Genomic DNA, 23907 nt, shown 5'->3' with positions numbered 1-23907 from the left:
GTCATACGGTCGCTCCGACGAGCAAAGGGGAGACCGAATGAACGTCGTGCCCGAGGGCTACCACACCGTGACGCCGTGGCTGATCAGCCGAGGCCGGACGGCCGAGCTGATCGACTTCATCACCGAGGTGTTCGACGCCACCGAACTGGGACGCGTCGGCGAGGCACCGGAGATCGGCCACGCCGAGGTCCGCATCGGCGACTCGGTCGTGATGCTGTTCGACGTGCCGAACTGGCCGACCACACCCGCGTTCCTGCGCCTCTACGTCGCCGACGACGCGACCGTGCTCCAGCGGGCCACGAAGCTGGGCAGCAGGATCATCACCGAGCCCACCGAGCTGTTCTGGGGTGATCGGGTCAGCCGGTTCGCCGACCCGTTCGGCAACCTCTGGTGGATTCACCAGAGGGTCGCGCAGCCCACCGGAGCAGAACTGGACGCCAGGATGACGGACCCGGTGTTCGTCGAGGCCATGGCCTACGTGCAGAGCGCGGACCTCACCCCGCGGACGTCATCAGTCCCAAGCGACGTCAGCCCGTGACCCGATCCCGTTCGTCCGCCGTCAACGTGGGCTCCGGCGACGATGACCGAGGCCCGCGCAGGGTCGCCCAGATCATCTTGGGGCTGAGCAGGTTCGCCATCGGCGCCGACAACGTGAACGCATCCAGAAAGGCCCGCGTCACCGCGGCCTCCGTGGTCGCCGTGCGCACCAACCGGTCCACATAGCGTTGCAACACCCGACCGGCCAACGGCAACGGCTTCCCGACCGCCCCCGGATAGAGGATGTCCTGGTTGGTGGCCATCGCCCACGCTCCGTCGACGACCTTGCCGATGCCGCGCTGGATCTGCTGCGCGGAGTGCCCAGCCGAAAGACCGGCGTCCAGCGCCAGGGCACTCTGCGCCGCGATCGACATCCCGTGCCCGTAGACGGGGTTGTACGTGGCCACCGAGTCGCCCAGCGCCAGCAGCCCGCGAGGCCACGACTTCAAGCGCTCGAAGAACATCCGCCGGTTCGCGGTGCTGTGCGAGCCGTACACCGGCGACAGCGGCTCGGCCGAGGCGATCAGCTCGCCGACGACCGGGTTGCGCACCGACCGGGCGAACGCGACGAACTCCGACTCGTCGGTCGTCGGCTCGCCCCCGCGCGTCCCGGACAGCGTGACGAGCCACTTGCCGTCCTCGATGGGCAGCAGCGTCGCCGTGCAACCGGGGAACGGATCACGCGGGTTCGCCTGCACGTTGACGATCGGGAAACCGGACGCCGCCGTCGGAGGCGCCTGGAAGATCCTGGTGGCGTAGGCGAGTCCGGAGTCGACGCTCTCGGACGCCACCTCGGGAAGCCCGAACTCGACCAGCCAGGCCGGCAGCCGTGAGCCGCGCCCGGTCGCGTCCACGACCAGGTCGGCCTCCAGCGTGACCTGCGCGCGAGAGATCCGGTCCTCGACCAGCACCCCGGTCACCGCGTTCCGGTCGCCGAGCAACGAGACCGGCTCGGTCCCGGTCAGCACCGAGATCTTGTTGTCCCGCAACGCCTGGCCGCGCACCACCCAGTCCAGCAGCGAGCGGCTGGACGAGACGATGAACTGCATCTCGGGGAACCGCGGCACCCACCCCTGGGCGCTCAGCGATACCAGGTCGTTCGGTACCCCGACCCGGTGTGCCCCGGCGGCGACCAGCGCGTCGAGCGTGCCGGGCAGCACCGTCTCGATCGCCCGTGCGCCACCGGACATCAGCAGGTGCGCGTGCCGGGCCTGGGGCACGCCGGACCGCGGCGACGGGCCGTCCGGCAGCTTGTCGCGCTCCACCACGGTGACCTCGTCGACGTGCTTGACGAGGACGGACGCCGCGAGCATGCCCGCGAGTCCACCGCCCAGGACCACGGCGTGTGTGGGTGCCATCTATTCCATTCCCCTTGCTGCTTCCACGCGTGCGTCGGCGACGGCGGCGTCGACTATCGGCGAGTGCTGGTACGCACGCGAGATCCGGACCCACCGGTCGTGCTCGGCGGCGAGGTCGGTGCCGTCCACGATCACGGAGGCGGGACGGCGCTGGGGTGCCCGCGAACGGCCGTCGGACGAGCCCGCGGCACGCAGCTGGGCGGCCTCCACGACGGCGGCCAGTTCGTCGGTGGGCAGCGAGGCCTTGCGCGCGAGGGACGTCGCGGCCTCGCCGACGGTCAGGTCGAAGTACGGCGTCAAAGCCCAGCGCCAGTCGTTCAGCTCGATGATCTGCCGGCGCACGCGGTGGTGCGGGTTGAGGAACTTGCCCGGCGCCACGAGCACGATGCCAGGGTTCACGTGCACCAGCGCGCGGTGCAACGGCCGCAGCGCGAAGTACGTGCGCCAGCGCCGCACCCACAGCGCGGGCGACGGGCGGCGTGGCCCGAAGACCGGCAGCGCCATCGCGATCACCAGCGGGATCATCGACAGCGACGCCATCAGCGGAGCGGTCGTGCTCAGCACGTCGAAGCTGCGCTCACCGGCCCAGTCCATCAGCAGCACGAACAGCTTGATGACCGCGAACATCATGGGGAACAACGCCGCCGCGCAGTACCAGCGCAGCCCGAGACGGAGCCACGGCCGTGCGGAGATCGCCTCGTCCCGCGAGCCCTGCCAGCAGTGGTAGGCCTGACCGCCGCAGCCGACCATGGTCGCGACCAGGTAGATGAACAGGAACACCGCGATCGTCGGCTGAGTGGCGTAGAACGTGTCGAAGTCGACCTGGCGTTCCTCGCCGACCTCGGACTTGAAGAACAGCACGATCATCGCGGCGACGATCGTGCTGTAGCTGACGACGATCAGCCGGACCCGTTGCCACGCCTGGGCCGCCGGGTACCGCCAGTACAGCACCAGCGCGAACGCCGAACCGGCGAAGCAGACCACCAGGCTGTACACGATCAGGGCGGCGAAGTTCGGCACGCCGCTCGTCCGGTTGATCCAGCCGATGTTCGCGGGCGCGGCGCAGAGCAGGGCGAACGCCGAGAAGAACACGGTGGAGATCAACGCCACCACACGCGGACTGCCCCAGCTCGACCGCAGCGAGCGGATCTTGTACGCGAGGAGGAACAGGCCGACGATGCCGCACGAGAGGTAGATCAGGTTAAAGATCGCCACGACGCACCCAGCGAGATCTTCCTTCGAGCGACTCGGCCACCCGCCGCACGTGCGCGGGCTCCTCGGTGGCGGCCGTGTCGGCCCACACCCGGTGCTCCGTCAGCCTTTCCAGCAGGTGGTCGGCGAGGTTCTCGGCCTCGCGCTCCTCGTCCTCGGTCAGCGTCGTCCGCCCGGCGATGATCTTCGCCATCCGCGGCAGCAGGTGCGGTGCGAGCCGGCGCATGCCCTCGTCCCGTGTGAGCGCGACGGGCTGATGCTCGAGCAACACGTGCGCGAACTCGTGCAGCAGCACGTGCAGGCGGTGGTACCAGGACGGGGAGTCCGCACAGATGACGAGGTACGTGCCGTTCTCCAGCAACGCGGTCGCACCGCTCAGGCAGACCGCGTTCGTGATGGCGGCGAAGCGGACGTCGACGGCACGCCCCAGTCGTTCGCTCATCAGCTCGCAGACCCTGCGGCTGGCTTCCTGGTGCGTGGCGTCGGGCGGCAGGCCGAGGTCCCGGGCGACCTCGTCGACCAGCTTGCGCAGTTTCCTGCGGTTCACCCGTCGCCTCCTCTCGATGTCGTCTGCAGCGGTCCAGGCCGAGATCCTCACGCGGGCGTCGTCATCAAGTGTGGTCCGCGGACGTACGGCGACTGTTCAGTGGGAACGACCAGCCCTCGCCGACTTCGAGCGCCTGCCGGAACCCTTCTACCGCAGCAGCCCTGGCCTGCGGGGACAGATCGCCCGTGCGTTCGGCCAGACGGGTGACGAACTCGACGACCCCGAGCTCGCGCAGGGCCAGGAAGTCCGTCAGCTCCGAGTCGACCCGCGCCGCGAGGTCGTCGTCGAAGAAGTACGCCGGATCGGCGCCGAAGTGGTCGGCCAGGCCGAGGATGTGCTTGAGCCGCGGGTTGTCGCTGGCGTTGCTCAGGAGTTCGCGGATGTAGCTGGCGGAGATGCTGCCGAACTGGCCGGACGAGCTGATCGCGGTCGCGACCTCCTCCGGTGACCAGGGGCCGCGGTCCGGCGGGTGCACTGCTTCGAAGAGCGTGCTCACAGCCGTTGCGCGCCAACCGGGTTGTTCAGCCGTGTGCAGCTCACGGCGACCGCCGAGGAACACCGCGGGATGAACGCCGAGCGCACCCGCGAGGTCGACGATCGCCTGGCAGGTCGGGTTGTCCTTCACGCCGAGTCGCAGCTGCGAGATGTAGCCGTGCCCGATGTCCCCGCCCCGCGACTTCACGGCGGCGGCGAGCGCTACGTTGGTGACCTTGCCCCGGCCGTCGGGCGGGTTGTTGCACAGCTCGTTGAGGACCTCGGCGAACGGCCTCACGCCACACCTCCGCTGGAGCGACCAGGGGCCCGGGGATCTTTCCACTGTTGTGGAACCAAGCGAGCATATGGCATCACAAGGGTTGAATCCACCAGTCCGTAGCCCTATGATCACACTCCGCCGCTTGCACTGATGTGTCGCGATTGATCCGAACGACGTCACCTCAGTTGAAAGAGGCAGATACGGCCAGTCAGAGCTGAAGTCTGGGGGGACTCATGGCGACTGCGCGGATGGGGCTGCCGGTGGACCACGGTTCTCTGCGCCTGCACGACGAAAGCGCTCCTTCGCGCTGTGGCTCGTGCGCGCAACCCGTTGGCGCGTGGGCAACTGACCGCCTGACGGGCCTCCTCGGCCGGTGGGGCTGGGACGACCAGGCGCCCGCGACGTACCGCCGAGCCCAGCGCCGGTGGGAGCAGGTCGCGCTGCTCATGATCGACCTCGACCGCTTCAAGAAGATCAACGACGACTACGGCCACCCCGCGGGCGACGTGGTGCTGACTGACGTCGCCGCAGTGCTGACCGCTCACACGCGCCCGACGGACCTCGTGTGCCGCCACGGTGGCGATGAGTTCCTCGTGCTGCTGCCCCGCACCACGGTCGGAGAAGCGGCCATGGTGGCCGAACGCATCCTGCGCGACATCCGCGCACTGCAGACCGAGATCACCACGAACGACGGCTACCACGTCACCCTGCACGGCCAGACGGCGTCCATCGGCGTGGCCGCGCACGTGCCCACCCCCGAGGCCACGCTGATCGACCTGGTCCGCGACACCGACGCGGCCCTGCAACGCGCCAAGCGAGCCGGCCGGGCCCGCGTCCAGGTGCACGACCCGAGCACGTTCAGCGTCGAGCGCAAGGCGGACTCCGCGGCCCTGCACCACCTGCTCGCGCTGCAGGACCTGATGAGCAGCGACCAGCTGCCGCAGGTCCTCGTCGCGCTGTCCGACGGGGCGAAGACGGCGGAGGACCTGCTCTCGTTCCTCGGCCCGAAGGTGATCCTCACCCTGCAACGGCTGCAGGACAACGGTTTCGTGCTCCGCCGCGCGGCCCGCTACGAACTCACCGCCGCAGCCCGCGAGTGGATCACGGACGTGCTGCCGGCCGTCGCCGCGTGGACGAACCGCCACCACGGCCTCGTCCACTAGGGCCTCAGTGGGTGAAGGTGGTGATGGCCTGCTGGGCCAGCCACTTCTCGGCGTCGTCCCACGACCACCCGCACTCTTTGACGAGCGTCCGCCACGCGCCGAACCCGAAGCAGAACCACAGCACGTCCGTGGCCCGCTCGACGTCCACCCTCAACAATCCCTTGTCCTGCAGGTGAAGCGCGGTGTCCCGGAGCGCGAGCCGGTAGCTGCCGGTGCTGTGCGCCCAGAGCGCGGCACCGTCCTCGTGGGCGGGGATGGCCGCGAACAGCACCTCGACGACCTGCTGCTCGCTCTCGTTGCCCATCCGGGTGCCCTTGGCCAGCGCCGTCATCGCGGCGGCGATGCCCTCGGTCTGCCGGATCGCCTCCGTGACCGAGACCGCGTCGGTGCGCGCGATCGACTCGCTGACGATCTTGTGCAGGATCTCGGACTTGCTGCCCGCGCTCGAGTACACCGTCTGCGGTGCCACCCCGGCGCGTTTGGCGATCTCTGCCACCGTGACGCGCGCATAACCGTTGGCGGAGAACAACTCCGTGGCCGCGCGCAGGATGTCCCGCCGGGTGTCGGCGGCGTCCTGCGCGCGGCGCGGAGAGCGGTACTGCCTCGTCACAGGCGGGATTCCAGTGTCGCGGCCACCTCGTGGGCGTCGGGCATGGCGGCGATCTCCTTCGCGATCGTGGCGACGTTCTCCCGGATGGTGACATCGCCGAGGACCGCGCGCACCACGTCGGCCAGCGCCTGCGGAGTCTGCGCGTCCGGGGCGAGCGCCACGCCGGCCCTGGCCGCGGCCACCCTCTCGGCCTGGAAGAACTGGTCGGCACCCTGCGGCAGCACCACGAGCGGCACGCCCTTCATCAACGCGGCCGACGTCGTGCCCGCACCGCCGTGCGTCACCACCACGTCCACGCCGTCGAGCAGGTCTTCCATCGGCGTGAACCCGACGAACGTGATCCGCTCGTGGTCGACGTCGAACTCCTCGGGCTTCGACACCAGGCCGAGCGTCACGACGACGTCAGCGTCCACCGCGGACAGCGCGCGCAGCAACGGGCTGAGCTTGGCGGGGTCGCCGAAGAAGGTCCCGAACGTCACCAGCACCCGTGGCCGCGCCGACACCGGCAGCGCCGCGGACTGCGCTCCAGGCTCCCGGAACGCCTCGGGACGTAGCGGCAGCCAGCCCTCCGGCCGCTGCCACTCGTCCGCGCGCATCGACGCGGGCCACGTGTCGAGCAGCCACTTGCGCGGCTCCCACGGCAGGTCACGCGCCTCGTGCCGGGTGCGCGCCAGGGCTTCCATGGCGTCAGTGAACACCAGCGGGAGCGGCGGCCCGAACGCCAGGGTGGCGACCGGCGTGTCCGTCGCGGCGGCCACCAACGGCCCCACGAAGTCGCACAGCTCGGCCACGACGAGGTCCGGCTCGAAGGACTTCGCGGCCGCCAGCGCCTCATCCGCCGTGAGATCGATCCGCGTTCCGGCGAAGAACTCCGCCACCGAGCCGGGCGTGGGCGCACCCGCCGGGTCGGCCCCGGTCCGCCGCGCGACCTCGGCGAACAACACGTCCGGCAGCGGTCCGGCGGGCAGGTGCCCGAGTCCCTGCGCCTCGATCACCGGCGCCATGCCGGCGGCGGTGAGGACGGCGACCTCGTGGCCACGCTCCCGGAACGCCCGCGCGAGCGGGAAGAGGGGTAGCAGGTGACCGTGCTGAGGAACACTTGAGAAGAGGATGCGCATATTCATCAGAGTAACCATCTAACGAATATGCGCATCGTCGTCTGAATCACGTCCCGGAGCGGAATCAAGATCCAGATCAGGCTGTTGAACCCACACCCTTGATCCGGCCGTCCCGGAACGCGTCCACGAACAGCCGGTGGTCCTCCCGCGTCTGCCCCGCGTAGTCGAGCGCGAACTCGACGATGGAGTCGGCGAACTCGGCCTCCCGGTCACCGATGACCGCCGCGATCGCCTCCTCGCACTGGAAGTCCACGAGGGTCTGCGACGAGTCCGAGTCGGCCACGCAGTGCATCTTCGCGGTGGCACGCGCCAGGTAGCCGAGCACGGGCAGCATGTCGGCGGGCTCGGTGAGGTCGGACCAGTCGAGGTCGGCCTCGTACGGGGAGAGCTCGGACACGACGTACCCGACGCCGTCGATCTCGGTGTGGCCGAGCCACGGGTCGGCGTGCGCCTGCAGCGCCCGCTGCGAGACGGCGGTGCGGTGGCCGTGGTCGGTGAAGTAGTCGCGGATCCGGGCGTCCGGGACGATGCGGCTGGGCGCGGCGACGTTGGCCTGCTTCATCGACAGCACGACGTCGTTCTCCAGCGCCTGGGAGCGGCCCTCGACCAGGATGTTGTAGGCGTGCAGGCCGGCCGAGCCGATGCCGAACCCGCTGCGGCCCACCGCGTCCTTCACGGCATAGGTGCGGCTCGACGCCCGCTTGCCGGTCGGGATGGTGTCCAGGTAGGACGCGAAGGCGCGGGCGACGGACTCGAGGACGTCCTCGGACAGCTCGTGGATGCCGTCGCGGTCGCGGCGGAAGCGGCGTTCGTAATCGACGATCACGGTCTTCTCGTCCAGCAGACCGATTCGCGTGGCGAGGCGGGCGCGTTGCAACACGCGGCGCAGGGCGCCCTCGGTGCTGTCGAGGCGGAGGCTGAACAGCTCGTCGTCCGGGTGGTCGGCGAACGAGCGGACCTGAGCGACGTACGCGGTCACGTAGGTGCGGATCAGCTCGACGATCACGCTGTCCGGCAGGGCCTTGCGCCAGCCGAGCAGGGCCATCGACGCGGCGAAGCGGCGGAGGTCCCACGTGAACGAGCCGAGGTAGGCCTCGTCGAAGTCGTTCACGTCGAACACCAGCGTGCCCTCGGAGTCCATGTAGGTGCCGAAGTTCTGCGCGTGCAGGTCGCCCTGGATCCAGATGCGGCCGGTGCGCTCGTCGGCCCACTCGTCGGGCAGGTCGGCCATGTCGGCGTAGAACAGGCACGCGCTGCCCCGGTAGAACGTGAACGGCTCGGCCGCCATCTTGCGGAACTTGTGCCGGAACGCGGCGGGGTCGGCCGCCATCAGCCCGGAGAAGGCCTCTTCGAGCTCGCTCACGATGCGGTCGCCGCGATCAGTCATGGTGCATCCCAGCACGTGCACGACCGGGAACAGCCGTGCGCCTGCAAATTTCGCCCGCGGTTTCACCCGTGTTGGGCGCGAAATCCAGCCAAACCGGAAGAGCGAGCAGGAATCGAGAAGCCCCGGCGGCCACGGCACACCTACCGTCGCGGACATGTGCTTCATGTTCGGTGCGAGCGAGGAGCAGGTGCGCCGCGTGCTCGAAGAGGCGCGGCAGACCGGTGAGGAAGTGCCGGTCGAGGTCGAAGACTGTCCTGAGGACTAGGGAGCGCGTTCATGCTCGGCGAAAGACTGCCGGGCATGAACGGATCGATGTCGCGCCGGAGCATCCTCGCCGCAGGTGTGGCGGGCTCAGCGGCGGTTCTGCTCGGCACCGGGAACGCCTCCGCGGCGACCCTCGTCACCCACAGCGAGATCAACTCGCAGCCGACCTTCTACGAGGTGAACGGCGCCGCGACGTCGTTCCGCTACGAGGCGGGCTTCTACTCCCGCCTGGAGCAGTGGCACGTCCACTGGCGCAACTGGACGCCCTACCACTGGACCGCGCCGCACAAGATCTACTCGTACGGCGCGTACGTGAACAAGTCTGGCATGCACGGTGAGGGCAGGGCGTTCGACCTCGCGCGCATGCTCATCACGAACCGCGACACGGGCGCGACGTTCACCGCCTTCAACGCCCGCTACGACCAGTGGAAGAACTCCACCGGCGACGCGCTGCGCACCGCGCGGATTCGTTACTGGGGCACGATGGCGTCGCTGCACTACCACTTCCGGCACGTCATTTCCTACCTGGACAACGCGGAGCACCACAACCACGCCCACATCGACAACGCGATCTCGGGCAGCGGCGACTCCAGCTTCACCACCGGCTCGGCGACCCAGACGTACTTCGTCCAGGCCGCCTGCCAGTACATCTGGGGCATCACGACCGGCATCGACGGCGACTGGGGCCCGCAGACGCAGGAGAACTCCTCCGCCGCCCTCGCCCGCGCCGGTTCCGACGGCGCGATCACCACGCAGAGCCGGTGGCTCGCCTTCTGCAAGGCCAGCGCGCAACAGGCCTGGGCACTCGCGCCCTGACCGGTCACGCCTGACGGCCGCTGTCGCCGCGGCCGTCAGTCCGGCGGAACACCCAGCTGCGCAACAGGAAGAAGCGTCCCACCGTCCCCAGCGCGGAGGAGCCGAGCAGCACCATCAGTTCGAGCGTGCGCGACGGGGAGTCGGAGACCGCGTGCAGCACGAGCAACGCGGCCGACGTGAACGCGTAGTAGAGCCCGAACACCACCAGCCCCTGCAGATGCGTTCGGCCGCGGGCGGTGTTGCGGGCCGTGAAGGTGAAGCGCCGGTTGGCCTCCGTGTTGAACAACGTCGTGATCACCAACGCGGCCAGGTTCGCCGCCAGCACCGGCCACCACAGCCGGAAAGCGCCGTACAGACCCAGGTTCGCGAGCGTGGAGATCACGCCGATCACCGCGAACGACAGCACCTGCCAGGAGAGCCCGCCCTCGCTGCGGCTCAGCACGGCGTCCGGGTGGATCGCGCGGGGCAACGGCCGCCGCGGCAGCCCGTTCACGAGCGCGGTGCCGTTGGCCTTCGCGCGGGCGACGCGGACCAGGCCCCTGATGTCGTCGAGCGCGGTGCCGACCACGTCGACCCGGCTGTCGACGTCCTCGACCCAGTCGACCGGCACCTCGTGCACGCGCAATCCGTTGTGCTCAGCCAGGAGCAGCAGTTCGGTGTCGAAGAACCACGCCTCGTCGCGGGCCTGGCCGAGCAACGGCCGGACGACCTCGGTGCGCGCGGCCTTGAACCCGCACTGGGCGTCGCTGAACCGGGCGCCGTGCGTGAGCCTGATCAACGCGTTGTAGGCCCGCGACACCAGCTCTCGCCGCGGTCCGCGCACGGTGCGCGATCCCGGCGCGAGCCGTGAGCCGATCGCGAGGTCCGAGTGCCCGTTGAGCAGCGGCGCGACCAGAGGCAGCAGGCCGTCCAGTCCCGTCGACAGGTCGACGTCCATGTAGACGACGACCGCCGCCTCGCTGGCGCCCCACGACTCGCGCAGAGCCAGCCCGCGGCCCTTGCGGTCGAGGTGGTGCACGCGCACCCGTTCGTACTTCGCGGACAGCTCCTCCGCGACCTCCAGGGTGCGGTCCGTGCTCGCGTTGTCGACGACCACGATCGACCAGTCGAACGGGAACTGTTCGCTCAGGAACCCGTGCAGCACCTCGACGCAGCCGGGCAGCGCGCGTTCCTCGTTGTAGACCGGGATCATGATGTCGACCGTCGCCGTCGCCTGAGCGGTGCTCACCGCCATGGTCATCTCCATTCCACAGTGGACACAGCTGTGACCGTTGTGGAATCGAGCCTGCTGACGTCGTCGTGAGAACAGCTTTGGCTTCCGCTGAGAGAATCGTGAGAGCGCGGATGCACAGGTGGCTCACAGCGAACGGCCTTACCGTCCTTGCCATGAGACTGCTCGTGGTGGACGACGACCCGGACGTGCGGGAGAGTCTGCGGCGCAGCCTCGAGTTCGAGGGGTACGAGGTCACCACGGCCACGGACGGCGCCGAGGCACTCCCGCTCGTGCGCCACGCCGACCTCGCCATCCTCGACCTGATGATGCCGAACCTGGACGGTTCCGAGGCCTGCCGCCGCCTGCGCGCGGCCGGGGAACGCCTGCCCGTGCTGATGCTCACCGCCCGCGACGCGCTGGGCGACCGGGTCACCGGCCTGGACGCCGGCGCCGACGACTACCTGGTCAAACCCTTCGCACTGGAGGAGCTCCTGGCCCGCGTCCGGGCGTTGCTGAAGCAGAACCGGCACCGCCCGGCGCCGCAGCTGCTCCAGTTCGCCGACCTCGGGATGGACCCGCGGGCCCGCGAGGTCCTGCGCGGCGGCGAACGGCTCGACCTGACCCCGACCGAGTTCGACCTGCTCACGGTCTTCCTGCGCGACCCGGACCGCCTGCTGACCAAGCAGCACCTCAAGCACGCCGTGTGGGGCAAGGACCAGGGCACCAACCTGCTCGACGTGTACATCGGCTACCTGCGCCGCAAGACCGAGTCCGGCGGCCGTCCCCGCCTGCTGCACACCGTGCGGGGCATGGGTTTCATCCTGCGCGAGTCACCATGAGCCGTCCGGTCCTGTTGCGCAGCAGGCTCGCGCTCATCACGGCGTTCGTCGTGGCGGTCGCGATCGCCGGGATCAGCGTCGTCACCTGGCTCGCCACCGAGCACAACCTGAGCTCGCAGCTCGACAGGTCGTTGCTGGCGAGCCTGCCTCCGCCGATGGCCAAGATCCGGTGTGACGAGGGCGCTCCCTCCGGGGGACTCCGCCATGTCCTGCAAGGCATCCAGACCCTCACCCCCAACGGCACCTCCTGTGCGCCACCCGGTGTCGACCCCGTCGCCACCACCTCCGCCGACTTCGTCGCCACGCCGACGTTCCGCGACGGCGTGACCGAGTCCGGCGCCCGGGCACGCGTTCTCCTGCAACCGATCGGCACCGGCGAGGTGCTGGTCCTGAGCCGCAGCAAGGCGGAGATCGACAGCACGCTGACCACGCTCGGCGGGGTCCTGGTCGCCGTGTCGTTCCTCGGCGCGCTGCTCGTGGCCGGAACGGGCCTGTGGCTGACCCGCCGCGCCCTGGCCCCGATGGAACGCCTCACCGAGACCGCCGAGCACATCGCGCGCACCGGCGACCTGACGACCCCGGTCGCCGTCGACGGCCAGGACGAGGTGGGCAGGCTGGGTCGCGCGTTCACGTCGATGACCGCCGCCCTCGCCGAATCCCGCCGCCGCCAACGAGATCTCGTCAACGACGCCGCACACGAGCTGCGCACACCGTTGACCAGTCTGCGCACGAACATCGACCTGCTGGTGCGCAGCGAACGCACCGGCCGCCCGTTGCCCCAGCGCGCCGATGTCCTCGACCGGCTGCAGGCGCAGAGCCAGGAGTTCGGCGACCTGGTCACCGAACTCGTCGTGCTCGCCCGCGACGACCGGGAACTCGCCCGTGAGCCCGTCGACGTGGCCGGGGTGATCGACCGCGCCGTCACCCGAGCCCGCAGCCGCGCCCACGACCACCGCTTCGACGTCGACCGCGCGGACTGGGTGATCGCCGGTGACGCCGGCGCGCTGGAACGCAGCGTGCTCAACCTGCTCGACAACGCCGTGAAGTTCTCCCCTGCGAGCTCCACGATCACCGTCCGCTCGCAGCCGGGCTGGCTGACCGTCAGCGACGAGGGGCCCGGGGTGCCGTTCGAGCACAGGACCTCGGCGTTCGAACGGTTCTGGCGCGCGCCCGACGCCCGTGGCCTGCCCGGATCCGGCCTGGGCCTGGCCATCGTGGCGGACGTCGTGGCCGGGCACGGCGGCAGCGTGCGGTTCGTGCCGGGACCGCGAGGTGCGTCCGTTCGCGTCGATCTGCCCGAGTTCCGTTGACTGACAGACGATCGACGGTGGTTCGCACGGGCGGCTCTGCACCACGGTGGTGGGATGAAGCGCACACACCGGCGCCCTGCCCTGCTGATCACCGCGCTCCTCTCGATCGCGATGTTCAACGCCGGCAACTCGGTCGCCGCCCCGGAAGAACCCACGAACCACTGGCAGTACGACCACTGGCCGCAGCAACAGCCGTGGCAGCAGTCCAGGGACTCCGCCCGCGTGCTCGCCCAGGCCGGTTTCCCGGGCCCGGTCGACCCGCAGAACTGGGTCAACCCCGACCACATGACGTGGGAGCGGGACTACAAGAAGATCCCCGGCACGAACTGGGCCGACCCGGCGGTCAAGGGTTCGGTGCGCAACTTCAAGGGCGCGCTGGTCCTGCTGGACTACCCGAACCAGCCGTTCGTCGTCACGCAGGCCAAGAACTCCACGGTGTTCGGCAACCCGAGCGCGGAGGCCGCCGGCGTGCCGCGCGCCCAGGTCGGGCAGTTCTACCAGGACTTCCTGAACAAGCCGAACACCCTCAACCGCGGCCACACCGTGCACGAGTACTGGATGGAGACCTCCGGCGGGCGCTACGGCGTCGAGCTGAAGGCGTTCGGCCCGTACACGATGCCGGGCAAGGACCACGAGTACGCCATGGAGTTCCAGGGCGGAACCGGTTGTCCCGCAGGCGACTCCTGCAACCGCAACATCCGCACCGACGGCCGTGCGGCGTGGGTGGCCGACGTCGGCGCGGAAGTGCCGGCGGGCTACGACTTCATCTACTACCTGTCGGCGGGCCAGGACGAGTCCGGTACGTGGCAGGAGTTCGGGATGATGAAGTTCCGGACGAAGGAGGACGTGACCGACGACTTCGGCCCGCCGGACCCGGCGCTGCCGAACTGGTCGCGCACCAGGTACGTCGACTGGACCTCGTGGGCGGCGGGCTCGTCGATCTGGCCCAACGCGGGCGGCGGTTCGTCGACCCAGGCCGAGAGCTCCGGCCAGGGCGTCTACGCGCACGAGCTGAGCCACATCCTCGGCATCGGCGACAACTACAACAACCCGTACGGCAGCCCGCCGCGCCGTGACTACAGCGGCCCGTGGGACATGCTGTCGCGCGGCTCGTTCAACGGCCCCGGCGGCCCGCACTCGCGGTGGACGATTCCGGCGACCGGCGGCGCATCACTGGGAGCACAACAAACCCTGCGCAACAAGATCAAGCTCGGCATCGTCGACGAGAAGAACGTCCTGCGGTTGTCCCGCGAGGCCCTGGCCGGATCCGGCACGGTCATCGCGAAGATCACCGCACGCGAGGTCAACCCCGGCACCAGCGGCCTGACCGGCATCAACCTCGCATTGGGCACCGGCGACAAGTCCCCGTCCTGCAACGTGTCCACCGACCCGTTCTGCGACGGCGGCGGCTACAACAACTACACGCTCGAGGTCGTGGACCGGATGGGCGCCGACTCGTTCACCCCGGACTCCGGCGTGATGCTGGCCAAGACCAAGAACGTCGACGCCGCACCGTTCACGTGGGTGATCGACGCGAACCCGCAGGACATCGGCATGACCGACTACGTCCTGCCCGACGGCACCGAGGTCCCGATCACGATCGGCGACTACCGCCAGCTGTCCGACGCGCTGTTCCACGCGGGCACCAATTCGGGTAGCGAGTTCGAGTTCGTCGACACGGCCAACCGCCTGCACTTCTACGTGCTGGACCTGCAACGCGACTCCCGAGGCGTGCTGTCCTACACGGTGGCGATCCGCTCGCTCGACGGCGCCGGACCGCAGCAGCGCGGCGTGCGGGTCACCCCGACCGCGGCCCGTGCGGGTGCGGACGGTGTGGCGACGTGCCGGTTCCCGCTGACCAACACCGGCCGCACGGCACCTCCCGGCGGCCAGCACCCGGAGCCCGTCGACCAGTACCTCGACGGCGACGTCTACCGCGTGACGGCGACGGCGTCGAACGGCTGGACCGTCTCGGTGCCGAACGCGCTGGCCACAGCCAAGTTCGGCGGCCGGGTCGACGTGCCGGTGCACGCTCTGCGCGGCACCGGACAGGTCATGTCGAAGGTGACGCTGAAGGCGGTGTCGGAGAGCAACCCGGGCAGGTCCGCGACCGCGACCTGCACGGTGACCGGCTAGCGGTGACGACTCCGGGCCGGCCTGCGCCGGTCCGGAGCCTGCTGCGCCGGCCCTGAAGTGAGCATCACGAAGCACGCCAGCAGAAGCACCGTCCCGCACGCCAGCCACGTGAGCGTCTGGACCGTGCCGACGGGCGCGATCACCCCGATGCTGAACAACAGCAACGGCATGCCGAGCGCGTAGCAGACACCGGCCGCGAACGTCCGCCCCGAGCCGTTGACCAGCAACGGAAGCGAGGCGATCGCGGTGCCGACGGCGAACACCAGCCACGCGTACGTCAGCCCGGTGTGCAGCGCGATCGTGAGGTCGAGGCCGTTCTTCGCGCGGATCGCGGACTCCAGTTCGGGCGCGTAGCTGAACCCGGCGGCGGCCCTTGCTCCCGCGGCGACGGCTGTGAGCAGCAGCGACGCCCCCAGGATGGTGCGACCGCGCCGGACGGGATCGACTCGCTTCCTGGTGTCCACGTACCCCAGTCTGTTGGCAGCGGTGCGCGGTGTGCTGCTTTACACGCCCAAGTGCACTCAGTGGTGGTACGGGATGCGCGCCGTCGGCTCGACCTGCGACGGAGCCGGCTGGAGGACCAGCTGTCTGCCATCGAGGAAAGACCGCCGAAAAGCAACTAGCGCCTGATCAGAGCCTGACCGGCGCTTGTGCGGATGGTGCTGGTGCCCCCGGCAGGGCTACACGCGGACGCTCCCAGCCAACTGCGGGGGTCCGGGGGCTTGCCTCGGCTGGGGTCTGGGGGCTCGGCCCCCAGAAAACGCCCGAAGGCGACCCGGTTCGCGCTTTCCGCGAACACAGATCGCCTTCGACTTCGGTGCACCCGGCGGAAGCACCAAAGGATGGGAACGGGGATGACCAGCGGTTTTATGTCGGCAGCCTTTTGGTCGAGTCATCGTTCGGGCTATCCGCGCCCGAGTAGCGGCCTGGGGACGGGTCGCTCGGACCCGTCCCCACCTCGGACGGTCCCTCCCAAGTCGAGCGACCGCGCGGGACTGCCTGCCATTCAACCTAGAAAGGCGGGGAGTTGCGGGAGCCCCTTACCGGAGAGGTCTTGCGGGGGCCACTCAGGCTCTGCGGCGTACGCCGCCGTCCACCGCTCCTGTTGGTCGGCCACATCATCGCGCAGAGCGACAACAACCGTCTCGCGGACGGTGTGTGCGCTGATGAGTCGTCGTAGACCGCAGGGCCGGATGAGAGGACGACACCGGCCAGGTCTTGGCGGAGGTTCGCCGCAACGCGGTCGACGCGCTCAGTCCAAATTCTGCGTGGCGAACTCCGTGAACTGGAAGAAGCCGTCAAGTGCCTCGACGCGCAGCCAGACCGGCAACGGCCCTTCACTTGACGGGCCTTGGTTTGGAGGGCTCGGCCGTGGCGATGCCAGCCGTCTCGGGTTGCTGGCGCACCGACGAACGTGCGTTCGGGCGTCGGCGCGCCAGCTCGGCGGACTTCAGCTCGTCCCGTCGGTGACTCGACCCATCGGCAGCCCGTAGAGCAGATAGATGAACGCCGCGACTCCGTAGAGCCCTCGTCGCGCTACCGAACAGCGGGAATACTGGGTTATCTCAGTGATTCCTCGATCAGTCGCACAGAGGCGAGATGGACCAATGCCGGCAACGCACAGATCCGCTCAGGTTGAGCGGCTGACGCCGTTCGTGGCGTCGCATAACAACCACTCCCAGCATCATTCGTCCTGAGCCCTCAGGCGCCTGAAGCGCCGCTGGAGAAGCTCGTCGACTCCCACACCGCGCGGTCGGGCTGTCCGGAAGGCCCCCCGCGAAGACGCGGAGGAGACGGAGAGCTTCGCGTCCCATCGTATGTCCTTCGATCCCAGTCGGCCCGCGCTGTCGCCGTCGAACGCACGGGGCGTTGCAGAGGATCCAGACCGGAGTGCTGAAGTCCGTGGTGACTTCGTAAAGGGTTCGGGCTGTCTCGTTCTCGACAGGTTCGCTGTCCTTGGCCTTGGCGATGCGAGTGGTGCCGACCGGTTGGAGAACTTCCTCGTCATCGGTGTTGATGCGGATGACGCCAGAGGACGCTCGTGCCGGGCAGAGTGCTGCTGGGAGGCCAGTAACGGCTGTTCGCGTTCTCGGGCGAGCCTCCCAGGTGCATATTCTGCAGGTCGTCCCACAAAATGTCGGTGATCCGGGCGAGATCGTCTGTGCGAGCCCGGCTGTCCTGAGAGTTCGGTCTCGATCGGCCGGTGTCCAGTGTGGACACCGGCCGATCAGTGGAAGCGCTGCCAAACCGGTCGTGGCCGACGACGCCTACGAACGCCGACTGCCCAAGGAGCCGCGTCCTCGGTCTCGCCGCCGCCCACACCAGGCTCTGCTGGAATAGTCAGCTTCGGGGCCATAGCAGGAAGAGCTGACCACCGTGCCGGTGCTGATCCCCAGGAACCGCTCGCCTTACGCGTTGCCGGCGAGCGCTTCCAACGAGGAGTCGATGTGGCTTGCCAGTTCTGCGGGTGATGGGTGCGCCCACACCTCGGCGGGGCTGAGTGCGACGTCGAGGTCGTTGCGGAGCCTGCGGGTGAAGGCGACGGCGAGCAGGGAGTCCAGGCCGAGGTCGGTGAACTTCGCGTGTGCCGCGACGGCGGAGGGCTGGGTGCCGAGCAGCGCGGCGAGGATGTGCACCAGTGCGTCCTGCGCCATGCCGGCCCGTGCCGGACCGGGTTGCACGGTGCGCAGGTCGATAGTCGCCTTCAGTTCGCGGTCGGAGGTGTCGCTGGTGTGCAGGTCGGCCAGTAGCGGGTTGTCCACCGCGTGCGGGAAGGCGCGGAAAAGGAGCTCGGGCTGGTAGTCGAACACACCGGTGTTGACCCGTTGGTGCCGCAGCAGTGCGGTCAGCGCCGCGAAGCCGTCGGCGGTGGAGAGGGTGTCGAAGCCGCGCGCGGCGAAGTCCGTTGCCCGGCCCGCCTCACCCCAGGCTCCCCAGTTCACCGACAGGGTCGGCAGTCCTCGGTCGTGCCGCCATCGGGCGAAGGCGTCCACCCACGAGCCCGCGATCGCGTAGTTGGCCTGTCCTGCGTTGCCCAGTAGCGCCGACATGGACGAGAAGATCACGAGCCAGTCCAGCGCGATGCCTTCGGCCGCGCGGTGCAGGTTCACCAGGCCGGTGACCTTGGGGTGCCACGTGCGGAACAGCTTGTCCTCGGTCATGGCGTCGAGCGGGGCGTCGTCGAGCACCACGGCGGTGTGCAGCACGCCACGCAGGTCCGGCCCTGCCGCTGCGATCAGGCGCCGGGCCGTGTCCGGGTCGGTCACGTCGCCGCGCACGACCTCCACCTCGCACCCGGTGGCCGTGACCGCGTCGAGCACAGCGGTGGCATCGGGTGAGAGCTCGCCGCGTCCGCCGAGGACGACGCGTCCGGCGCCTGCTTCCGCGAGCCACCGGGCCGCCTCCAGGCCCAGGCCCCGTGTGCCGCCGGTGACGATGTAGGCGGCCCCATCGCGCACTACGCGTCCAGGACTGGGTGCGTGCACGCGAAGTCGTTGTCCAGCAGGGGGGAAGGTGAGGGTGACGCGGCCGATGAGATCGCCGGAAGCCAGCCGCTTGAACGCCTGCGCCGCCTCGGACAGAGGGATGACCGAGCTGGGCAGCAGGGGCAGTGTGCCGGCCGCGATTTCGTCGAGTACCCGCAGCATCGCCGTTCGGAACACGGCCGGCTGCTCGTTCGCGGTGAGCACGAGGTCCAAGGCGGTGTAGGTGTTGCCGTGCCGGAACGTGCCGAGGTCCACGCGTGCGCCGTCGTACAGGTCGCGCTTGCCGATCTCGACGAAGCGCCCGGCCGGGGCGAGCAGGTCGAGCGACGCGCGCATGGCGGGCCCGGTCAGCGAGTTGAGGACGACGTCGGCACCGCGCCCGCCGGTGGCCTCCAGCACCTGCTCGGCGAAGTCCAGGGTTCGTGAGTCGAACACGTGCTCCACGCCGTGCTCGCGCAGGTAACGGCGCTTGCACTCGGTGCCGGCGGTGGCGATGACCGTGGCGCCCAGTCGTCGGGAGACCTGGATCGCGGCGAGCCCGGTACCGCCGGCGGCGGAGTGCACCAGCACGGTCTCGCCTTCCCGCAGTCGCGCGAGGTCGTGCAGTGAGTGCCACGCGGTGATGTAAGTCAGCACCGACGGGACGATGTCGACGGGGTCGAAGCCTTCGGGGACGCGCGCGGTCAACTCGCTGTTGGCCAGGCAGTATGAGGCCATCGAACCGCTGCTGTCCGTGATCACGGTGGTGACCAGGTCACCGGGTGCGAGGTCCTCGACACCGTCTCCGACCGCCAGCACCACCCCGGCGGCGTCCGAGCCCAGCGCAGGCGAGGTGCCCTCGTCGGTCGGGTAGATGCCCAGCGCGATCAGCACTTCGCGGAAGTGCACGGTGCACGCCTGCGGTCGTAGCAGCACCTGTCCGGGCCCCGGCGTGGGCAGCGGCTCACCGGTGGCGACCAGGCTCAGCAGATCCAGGCCGCCGTCGGGGTGCGGGCGCAGGACGAACTCGTCCTCGCCCGCGACCACGTCGACCTGACGACTGGACAGTGGTGGCTGCCCGGCCAGCGGCGCACGCGCCATCCTGGCCACATACCGTTGCCCGGCCCGCCAGGCGATCTCGGTTTCGGCAGTCCCGGCCACCAGTTCGGCCACGACGTCGGCCAGGTCCTCCGTCGTGCCGAGGTTGCCGTCGATCCAGCTCACCTCCGACTCGGGTTGTTCCACGGAGGCCACGCGCAGCAGTCCGCGCAGCGCGCACACGCCGGGGTCGACCGGGTCGTCGTCGAGCACCGGTCGTGCGTTGCGGCTGACCAGCCACAGCCGGGGTCGCGACTCGTGCCCGCGGACTAGGTCGGTCACCTTCGTCACCCGCTCCAAGTCGTCGAGCTCACCCGTGGCGCACCACACGACCGCGGCGGCTCCGGTATCGGAGATCGAGGACACGTCGCGGTGGGTGGTGGCGTGCAGCCCCGCCGCCGTCAGCGCCGTGGCGATCCGGTCGGCGACGTCGTCACCTGGTTCTCCGATCACCGCCCACGAGCCGGTCGAGGCCGCTGGCCGCTCTTCCGGCAAGGGGATCTGATGCCAGGAAAGTTCGAACAGCCTTGCGTTGAGCCGCGCGCTGTCGGCTGCTGCTCGGGTGTGGCGGACGAAGTCGACGTTCTCGATCGCACCGACCCACTCTCCGGCCTCGTCGTAGAGGTCGGCACGGCCTGTCGCGGTGCTGCCGTCACGCCGGACTTCAGCCTGGACCCACGTGATGCGGTCGGGACGGGCGGGCAGCACGACCTCGCCGATGCGCGTGGGCATCCAGGGCCCGTCGCCCTCGTCGGAGTGATCACCGCGGACCAGACAGGCGGCCACCGCCAGCACACACCCGTCGAACAGCACGGGGTGGACGCGCGGGGCGCCGGTGCGGATCTCCGCGTCGGTGGGCACCTGCAGGCGGACCACCCCGCTGTCGGTGGTGGAGGTGATCGAGTGGAAGGCAGGGCCGGTGTCCAGTCCGATCCGGTGGAACGCCGTGTAGAGGTCGTCGGGGGCCGCAGGGGCATCGGGAACCGACAACGCGGGGCGGAGGTCGGCCACTCCTTCGTCCCGCGTGGCCGTCGCCGCGGCGATGCGGTCCCACCCGCCACCGGTGTGCTGGACGACCTCGACGTCCACGCGGTGCCCGGTCCTGATGGCCGCGACCTGCAGGGGCACGGAGGCGGCCAGCGGCAGCGCTCGCTCGAACCGCACGTCGGTCAGCCGGATCTCGTCCGTGCCGCAGCCCAGCAGGTCGGTGGCCGCGGTCAGGACGAGTTCGACGTGTGCGGCGCCGGGCACCAACGGGGTGCCCCGCAAGGTGTGCTGTGCCAGCCACTCGACGCGATCCGTGCCGAGGTCGGCGTTCCACACGTGACGCGTGCCGTCCTCGGCGTCGGGATCGGCTACGGCCGAGCGTTCGCCCAGCCACATGTGCGACGCCGTGCCGCGTGAACCGCGCACGGGTTCCTGCCAGTGCCGCGAGCGGTCGAAAGCGGTGGGCGGCAGGGTGGTCCGCGTGCCGCCGCCGTTGACGGCGACGAGGTCGACCGGCACGCCGGCCACGTGCAGTGCGGCGGCGGCCCGGAGCATCGACTCGTGCCCGCCCCGGTCCCGGTCGAGCGAGCCCACCGCGACCACGGGTGCTCCGAGCGCCGCCGCGTTCTCCTCCACCGCTTGGGTCAGCAGTGGATGCGGCGACACCTCCAGGAACGCCCGGTGCCCGTCCTCGACCAGCGCCTTGCAAGCGAGATCGAAGCGCACCGGCGCACGCAGGTTCCGCGCCCAGTACGCGCTGTCGAAGACCACGGGTTGACGCGGATCGCCTGCCGTGGAGTAGAACGGGACGACAGCAGGTGTTCCTGACAACCACGACGTCCGCTCGGCGATCTCGGTCAGGATCGGTTCGACCTGGGGGGAGTGGGCGGCCACCACGACGGCGACCTGCTTGCAGAACACGCCGCTGCCCTGCCAGCGGCGCATCAGCTCTGCTACAGCGGGGCCGTCGCCCGCGATGACGGTGGACGCGGGGGCGGTCACCACCGCGACGGACACGCCGGGGGTGCCGGCGATGTCGGCCTCGACGCGGTCGACGGGCAGCGAGACCACCGCCATGCAACCGCCCGCGACGCGTTGGAGCAGCGACGAGCGCGCGATCGTGATGCGCATGCCCTCCTCGGGAGTCAGCATGCCTGCCGCCACCGCGGCGGCGGCTTCGCCCATCGAGTGGCCCACCACGGCGGCCGGGCGCAGGCCACGGGCGCGCCACATCTCCGCCAGCGCGGTCTGCACGGCGAAGATCACCGGCTGGACCACGTCCATCCGTTCCAGGGGTTCGCCGGACGCCAGCAGTCGCCGCACGGGTACGCCCGCGGCCGCGGCGACGGCATCGAGCCGGTCGATCGTGGCGGTGAAGGCCGGATCGGTGTCCAGCAGGTCGCGGGCCATGCCCGGCCACTGCGAACCGTGGCCGGAGAAAACCCACACCGGCATACCGGGATCGGTCGTCGGTCCGGTGAGGACACCGGGGTGGTCCTGCCGGTCGGCCACCGCGCGCAGGGCGTCCACGAGCTCGTCGTGGCCGGTTGCCACCACGCAGGCGCGAGTGGACAGGTGGCTGCGGTGTGCGGCCAGGGTGTGGGCGACGTCGGCGGGGGAGTCGTGCCCGGCCTCCACGTGGTCGGCCAGGCGCCGAGCCGTGGCCGCCAGCCCTGCCGGTGAGGCGGCCGAGAGGGCGTGGACCACCATCCGGTCTCGCGGACGCGGGGACGGCACCGGCGCGGACGGCGCCTGTTCGACGATGACGTGCGCGTTCGTGCCGGTGACGCCGAACGCCGACACCCCGGCACGGCGTGGACGGCCGGCGCTGTCCCAGGCGGTGGTGGCGGTGGGCACGACGAAGCGGGTGCCGTCCGCGTCGATGGCGGGGTTCCAGCGGCTGAAGTGGAGGTTCGCCGGGATGGTGCCCCGTTGCACCGCCAGCGCGGCCTTGATGAGCCCGAGCACCCCGGCCGCGCTTTCCGGGTGGCCGATGTTCGTCTTCAGCGAACCCAGGGCGCAGGGCTTGTCGGAGGTGCCGTAGGCGTCGTTGAGCGCGGCGAACTCGATCGGGTCGCCGACCGGGGTGCCGGTGCCGTGCGCCTCCACGTAGCCGACGTCGTCCGGGGTGACGCCGGCGGAGCGCATCGCCGCCTTGATGACCGTGTGCTGGGTGCCGCGGGACGGTTGGGTGATGCCCTGCACCCGTCCGGCGTGGTTGATCGCCGATCCCGCGATCACGGCGAGCACGCGGTCACCGTCGCGCTGTGCGTCGGCCAGTCGCTTCAACGCCACCATCCCACAGCCCTCACCGCGCACGAAGCCGTCCGCGCTCGCGTCGAAGGCCGCGCACCGGCCACGCGAGGACAGGGCGCCCGCGCGGGCGAAACCGACGAAGCCTCCCCATTCGAGCTGCACGGTCACGCCGCCCGCCAGGGCGAGATCGGACTCCCCGCTGTGCAGGGAGCGGCATGCCAGGTGCACGGCGATCAGGGACGAGGCACAGGCTCCGTCCACGGCCAGGGACGGCCCGTTGACATCGAGGATGTAGGAGATCCGGCCCGGCGCGCCCGAGGGAACCGCCGAGATGCCGTGGTAGACGTTGAAGTCCGCCATCGTGAACCGCTTGGCGTAGTCGGCGCCGGAGATGCCGATGAACATGCCCGTGCGGGATCCCGCCAGCGAACGCGGCGGCACACCGGCGTCCTCCAGCGCTTCCCAGGTGGCCTCCATCAGCAGCCGGTGCTGAGGGTCGACGGTGGCCGCCTCGCGGACCGGCACGCCGAAGAATCCGGGGTCGAACAGGTCGACGCCGTCGAGGAAAGAGCCACCGCCCAGAGCTCCCGCGCTCAGGAGATCGGCGGGGACGACGCGTTCGTCGTCCGACCACCGCCTTCCAGGGTCGGAACCGGTCACGGCATCGCGCCGGTCCAGCAACAGCTGCCACAGCTCTTCCGCCGACGTGACCCCGCCGGGTGTCCGGCACGCCGTTCCGATGATCGCCACCGGCGTCTGCCGGTCCGAGCGCGTGTCGTCCTCGAGCATGGTGGCTCCTTCTGGGTTCTCGGGTGGAACTGTCAGAAACGGCGTCCTG

The 23907-nt window shown here is 70.0% G+C and carries 16 protein-coding genes; 6 read left to right on the top strand and 10 right to left on the bottom strand.

Going from position 1 to position 23907, the window contains the following annotated elements:
• Positions 1 to 37: 37 nt before the first annotated feature.
• Entirely contained in the window at positions 38 to 538 is a 501-nt protein-coding gene (locus IEY88_RS08710; RefSeq protein ID WP_189154089.1) for a VOC family protein, read from the top strand.
• Here the strand turns inward: IEY88_RS08710 and IEY88_RS08705 are convergent.
• From IEY88_RS08705 to IEY88_RS08690, 4 genes are all read right to left on the bottom strand, one after another.
• A complete protein-coding gene (locus tag IEY88_RS08705) occupies positions 528 to 1895 on the bottom strand; it encodes an NAD(P)/FAD-dependent oxidoreductase (RefSeq protein ID WP_189154088.1) in 1368 nt (455 codons plus the stop codon). The two genes, IEY88_RS08710 and IEY88_RS08705, sit on opposite strands and share 11 nt — an antisense overlap.
• Positions 1896 to 3110, bottom strand: coding sequence for an MAB_1171c family putative transporter (locus IEY88_RS08700; RefSeq protein WP_189154087.1), 1215 nt, complete (start codon positions 3108 to 3110; stop codon positions 1896 to 1898).
• Positions 3097 to 3654 carry a hypothetical protein gene (locus IEY88_RS08695; protein ID WP_189154086.1) on the bottom strand — a complete coding sequence of 186 codons (558 nt, stop codon included), beginning with the start codon at positions 3652 to 3654 and terminating at the stop codon, positions 3097 to 3099. Before IEY88_RS08695 ends, IEY88_RS08700 begins: the two co-directional genes overlap by 14 nt.
• 64 nt (positions 3655 to 3718) lie before the next feature.
• Positions 3719 to 4426 carry a hypothetical protein gene (locus tag IEY88_RS08690; RefSeq protein WP_189154085.1) on the bottom strand — a complete coding sequence of 236 codons (708 nt, stop codon included), beginning with the start codon at positions 4424 to 4426 and terminating at the stop codon, positions 3719 to 3721.
• Positions 4427 to 4641: 215 nt separating this feature from the next.
• Here IEY88_RS08690 and IEY88_RS08685 point away from each other — a divergent pair, with 215 nt between their 5' ends.
• Complete coding sequence (locus IEY88_RS08685) at positions 4642 to 5571, top strand: GGDEF domain-containing protein (RefSeq protein ID WP_189154084.1); 930 nt, start codon at positions 4642 to 4644, stop codon at positions 5569 to 5571.
• 4 nt (positions 5572 to 5575) lie between these two features.
• Here the strand turns inward: IEY88_RS08685 and IEY88_RS08680 are convergent, their stop codons facing one another.
• The 3 genes from IEY88_RS08680 to IEY88_RS08670 form a co-directional block, all read right to left on the bottom strand.
• A complete protein-coding gene (locus IEY88_RS08680) occupies positions 5576 to 6181 on the bottom strand; it encodes a TetR/AcrR family transcriptional regulator (protein WP_189154083.1) in 606 nt (201 codons plus the stop codon).
• Positions 6178 to 7299 carry a glycosyltransferase gene (locus IEY88_RS08675; protein ID WP_189154082.1) on the bottom strand — a complete coding sequence of 374 codons (1122 nt, stop codon included), beginning with the start codon at positions 7297 to 7299 and terminating at the stop codon, positions 6178 to 6180. The genes IEY88_RS08680 and IEY88_RS08675 overlap by 4 nt, the downstream gene beginning before the upstream one ends.
• Positions 7300 to 7375: 76 nt before the next feature.
• Positions 7376 to 8686 carry a DUF2252 domain-containing protein gene (locus tag IEY88_RS08670; protein WP_189154081.1) on the bottom strand — a complete coding sequence of 437 codons (1311 nt, stop codon included), beginning with the start codon at positions 8684 to 8686 and terminating at the stop codon, positions 7376 to 7378.
• Positions 8687 to 8962: 276 nt separating this feature from the next.
• Here IEY88_RS08670 and IEY88_RS08665 point away from each other — a divergent pair, with 276 nt between their 5' ends.
• Complete coding sequence (locus IEY88_RS08665) at positions 8963 to 9766, top strand: hypothetical protein (RefSeq protein WP_189154080.1); 804 nt, start codon at positions 8963 to 8965, stop codon at positions 9764 to 9766.
• Between the two features lie 4 nt (positions 9767 to 9770).
• Here the strand turns inward: IEY88_RS08665 and IEY88_RS08660 are convergent, their stop codons facing one another.
• Positions 9771 to 11000, bottom strand: a complete 1230-nt coding sequence (locus IEY88_RS08660) for a bifunctional glycosyltransferase family 2/GtrA family protein (RefSeq protein WP_229693192.1) — start codon at positions 10998 to 11000, stop codon at positions 9771 to 9773.
• 152 nt (positions 11001 to 11152) lie between these two features.
• Between IEY88_RS08660 and IEY88_RS08655 the strand changes: the two genes are divergently transcribed.
• The 3 genes from IEY88_RS08655 to IEY88_RS08645 are packed head-to-tail and all read left to right on the top strand — an operon-like array spanning position 11153 to position 15264.
• Positions 11153 to 11818 (top strand): response regulator transcription factor, encoded by a 666-nt coding sequence (locus tag IEY88_RS08655; protein ID WP_189154078.1) that lies wholly within the window; start codon positions 11153 to 11155, stop codon positions 11816 to 11818.
• Entirely contained in the window at positions 11815 to 13128 is a 1314-nt protein-coding gene (locus tag IEY88_RS08650; protein WP_189154077.1) for a HAMP domain-containing sensor histidine kinase, read from the top strand. Before IEY88_RS08655 ends, IEY88_RS08650 begins: the two co-directional genes overlap by 4 nt.
• Positions 13129 to 13182: 54 nt before the next feature.
• Positions 13183 to 15264: a M6 family metalloprotease domain-containing protein gene (locus IEY88_RS08645; protein WP_189154076.1), complete on the top strand. Its 2082-nt coding sequence runs from the start codon at positions 13183 to 13185 to the stop codon at positions 15262 to 15264.
• Here the strand turns inward: IEY88_RS08645 and IEY88_RS08640 are convergent.
• Positions 15261 to 15728 (bottom strand): hypothetical protein, encoded by a 468-nt coding sequence (locus tag IEY88_RS08640; protein ID WP_189154075.1) that lies wholly within the window; start codon positions 15726 to 15728, stop codon positions 15261 to 15263. The genes IEY88_RS08645 and IEY88_RS08640 overlap by 4 nt on opposite strands.
• Positions 15729 to 17672: 1944 nt before the next feature.
• The gene (locus tag IEY88_RS08635) at positions 17673 to 23858 is read right to left on the bottom strand and encodes a type I polyketide synthase (protein WP_189154074.1); all 6186 of its coding nucleotides are present in this window, start codon (positions 23856 to 23858) and stop codon (positions 17673 to 17675) included.
• Positions 23859 to 23907: the final 49 nt, after the last annotated feature.

Source organism: Lentzea pudingi, assembly GCF_014646255.1.
Lineage (GTDB): Bacteria > Actinomycetota > Actinomycetes > Mycobacteriales > Pseudonocardiaceae > Lentzea > Lentzea pudingi.
The sequence above is the reverse complement of the archived record's forward strand: the minus strand, read 5'-3'. Positions and strand labels throughout refer to the sequence as shown.

Coding starts and splice junctions, on each gene's coding strand:
- IEY88_RS08710 (WP_189154089.1), top strand. CDS start 38: ATGAACGTCGTGCCCGAGGGCTACCACACCGTGACGCCGTGGCTGATC.
- IEY88_RS08705 (WP_189154088.1), bottom strand. CDS start 1,895: ATGGCACCCACACACGCCGTGGTCCTGGGCGGTGGACTCGCGGGCATG.
- IEY88_RS08685 (WP_189154084.1), top strand. CDS start 4,642: ATGGCGACTGCGCGGATGGGGCTGCCGGTGGACCACGGTTCTCTGCGC.
- IEY88_RS08675 (WP_189154082.1), bottom strand. CDS start 7,299: ATGCGCATCCTCTTCTCAAGTGTTCCTCAGCACGGTCACCTGCTACCC.
- IEY88_RS08670 (WP_189154081.1), bottom strand. CDS start 8,686: ATGACTGATCGCGGCGACCGCATCGTGAGCGAGCTCGAAGAGGCCTTC.
- IEY88_RS08665 (WP_189154080.1), top strand. CDS start 8,963: ATGCTCGGCGAAAGACTGCCGGGCATGAACGGATCGATGTCGCGCCGG.
- IEY88_RS08660 (WP_229693192.1), bottom strand. CDS start 11,000: ATGGCGGTGAGCACCGCTCAGGCGACGGCGACGGTCGACATCATGATC.
- IEY88_RS08655 (WP_189154078.1), top strand. CDS start 11,153: ATGAGACTGCTCGTGGTGGACGACGACCCGGACGTGCGGGAGAGTCTG.
- IEY88_RS08650 (WP_189154077.1), top strand. CDS start 11,815: ATGAGCCGTCCGGTCCTGTTGCGCAGCAGGCTCGCGCTCATCACGGCG.
- IEY88_RS08645 (WP_189154076.1), top strand. CDS start 13,183: ATGAAGCGCACACACCGGCGCCCTGCCCTGCTGATCACCGCGCTCCTC.
- IEY88_RS08635 (WP_189154074.1), bottom strand. CDS start 23,858: ATGCTCGAGGACGACACGCGCTCGGACCGGCAGACGCCGGTGGCGATC.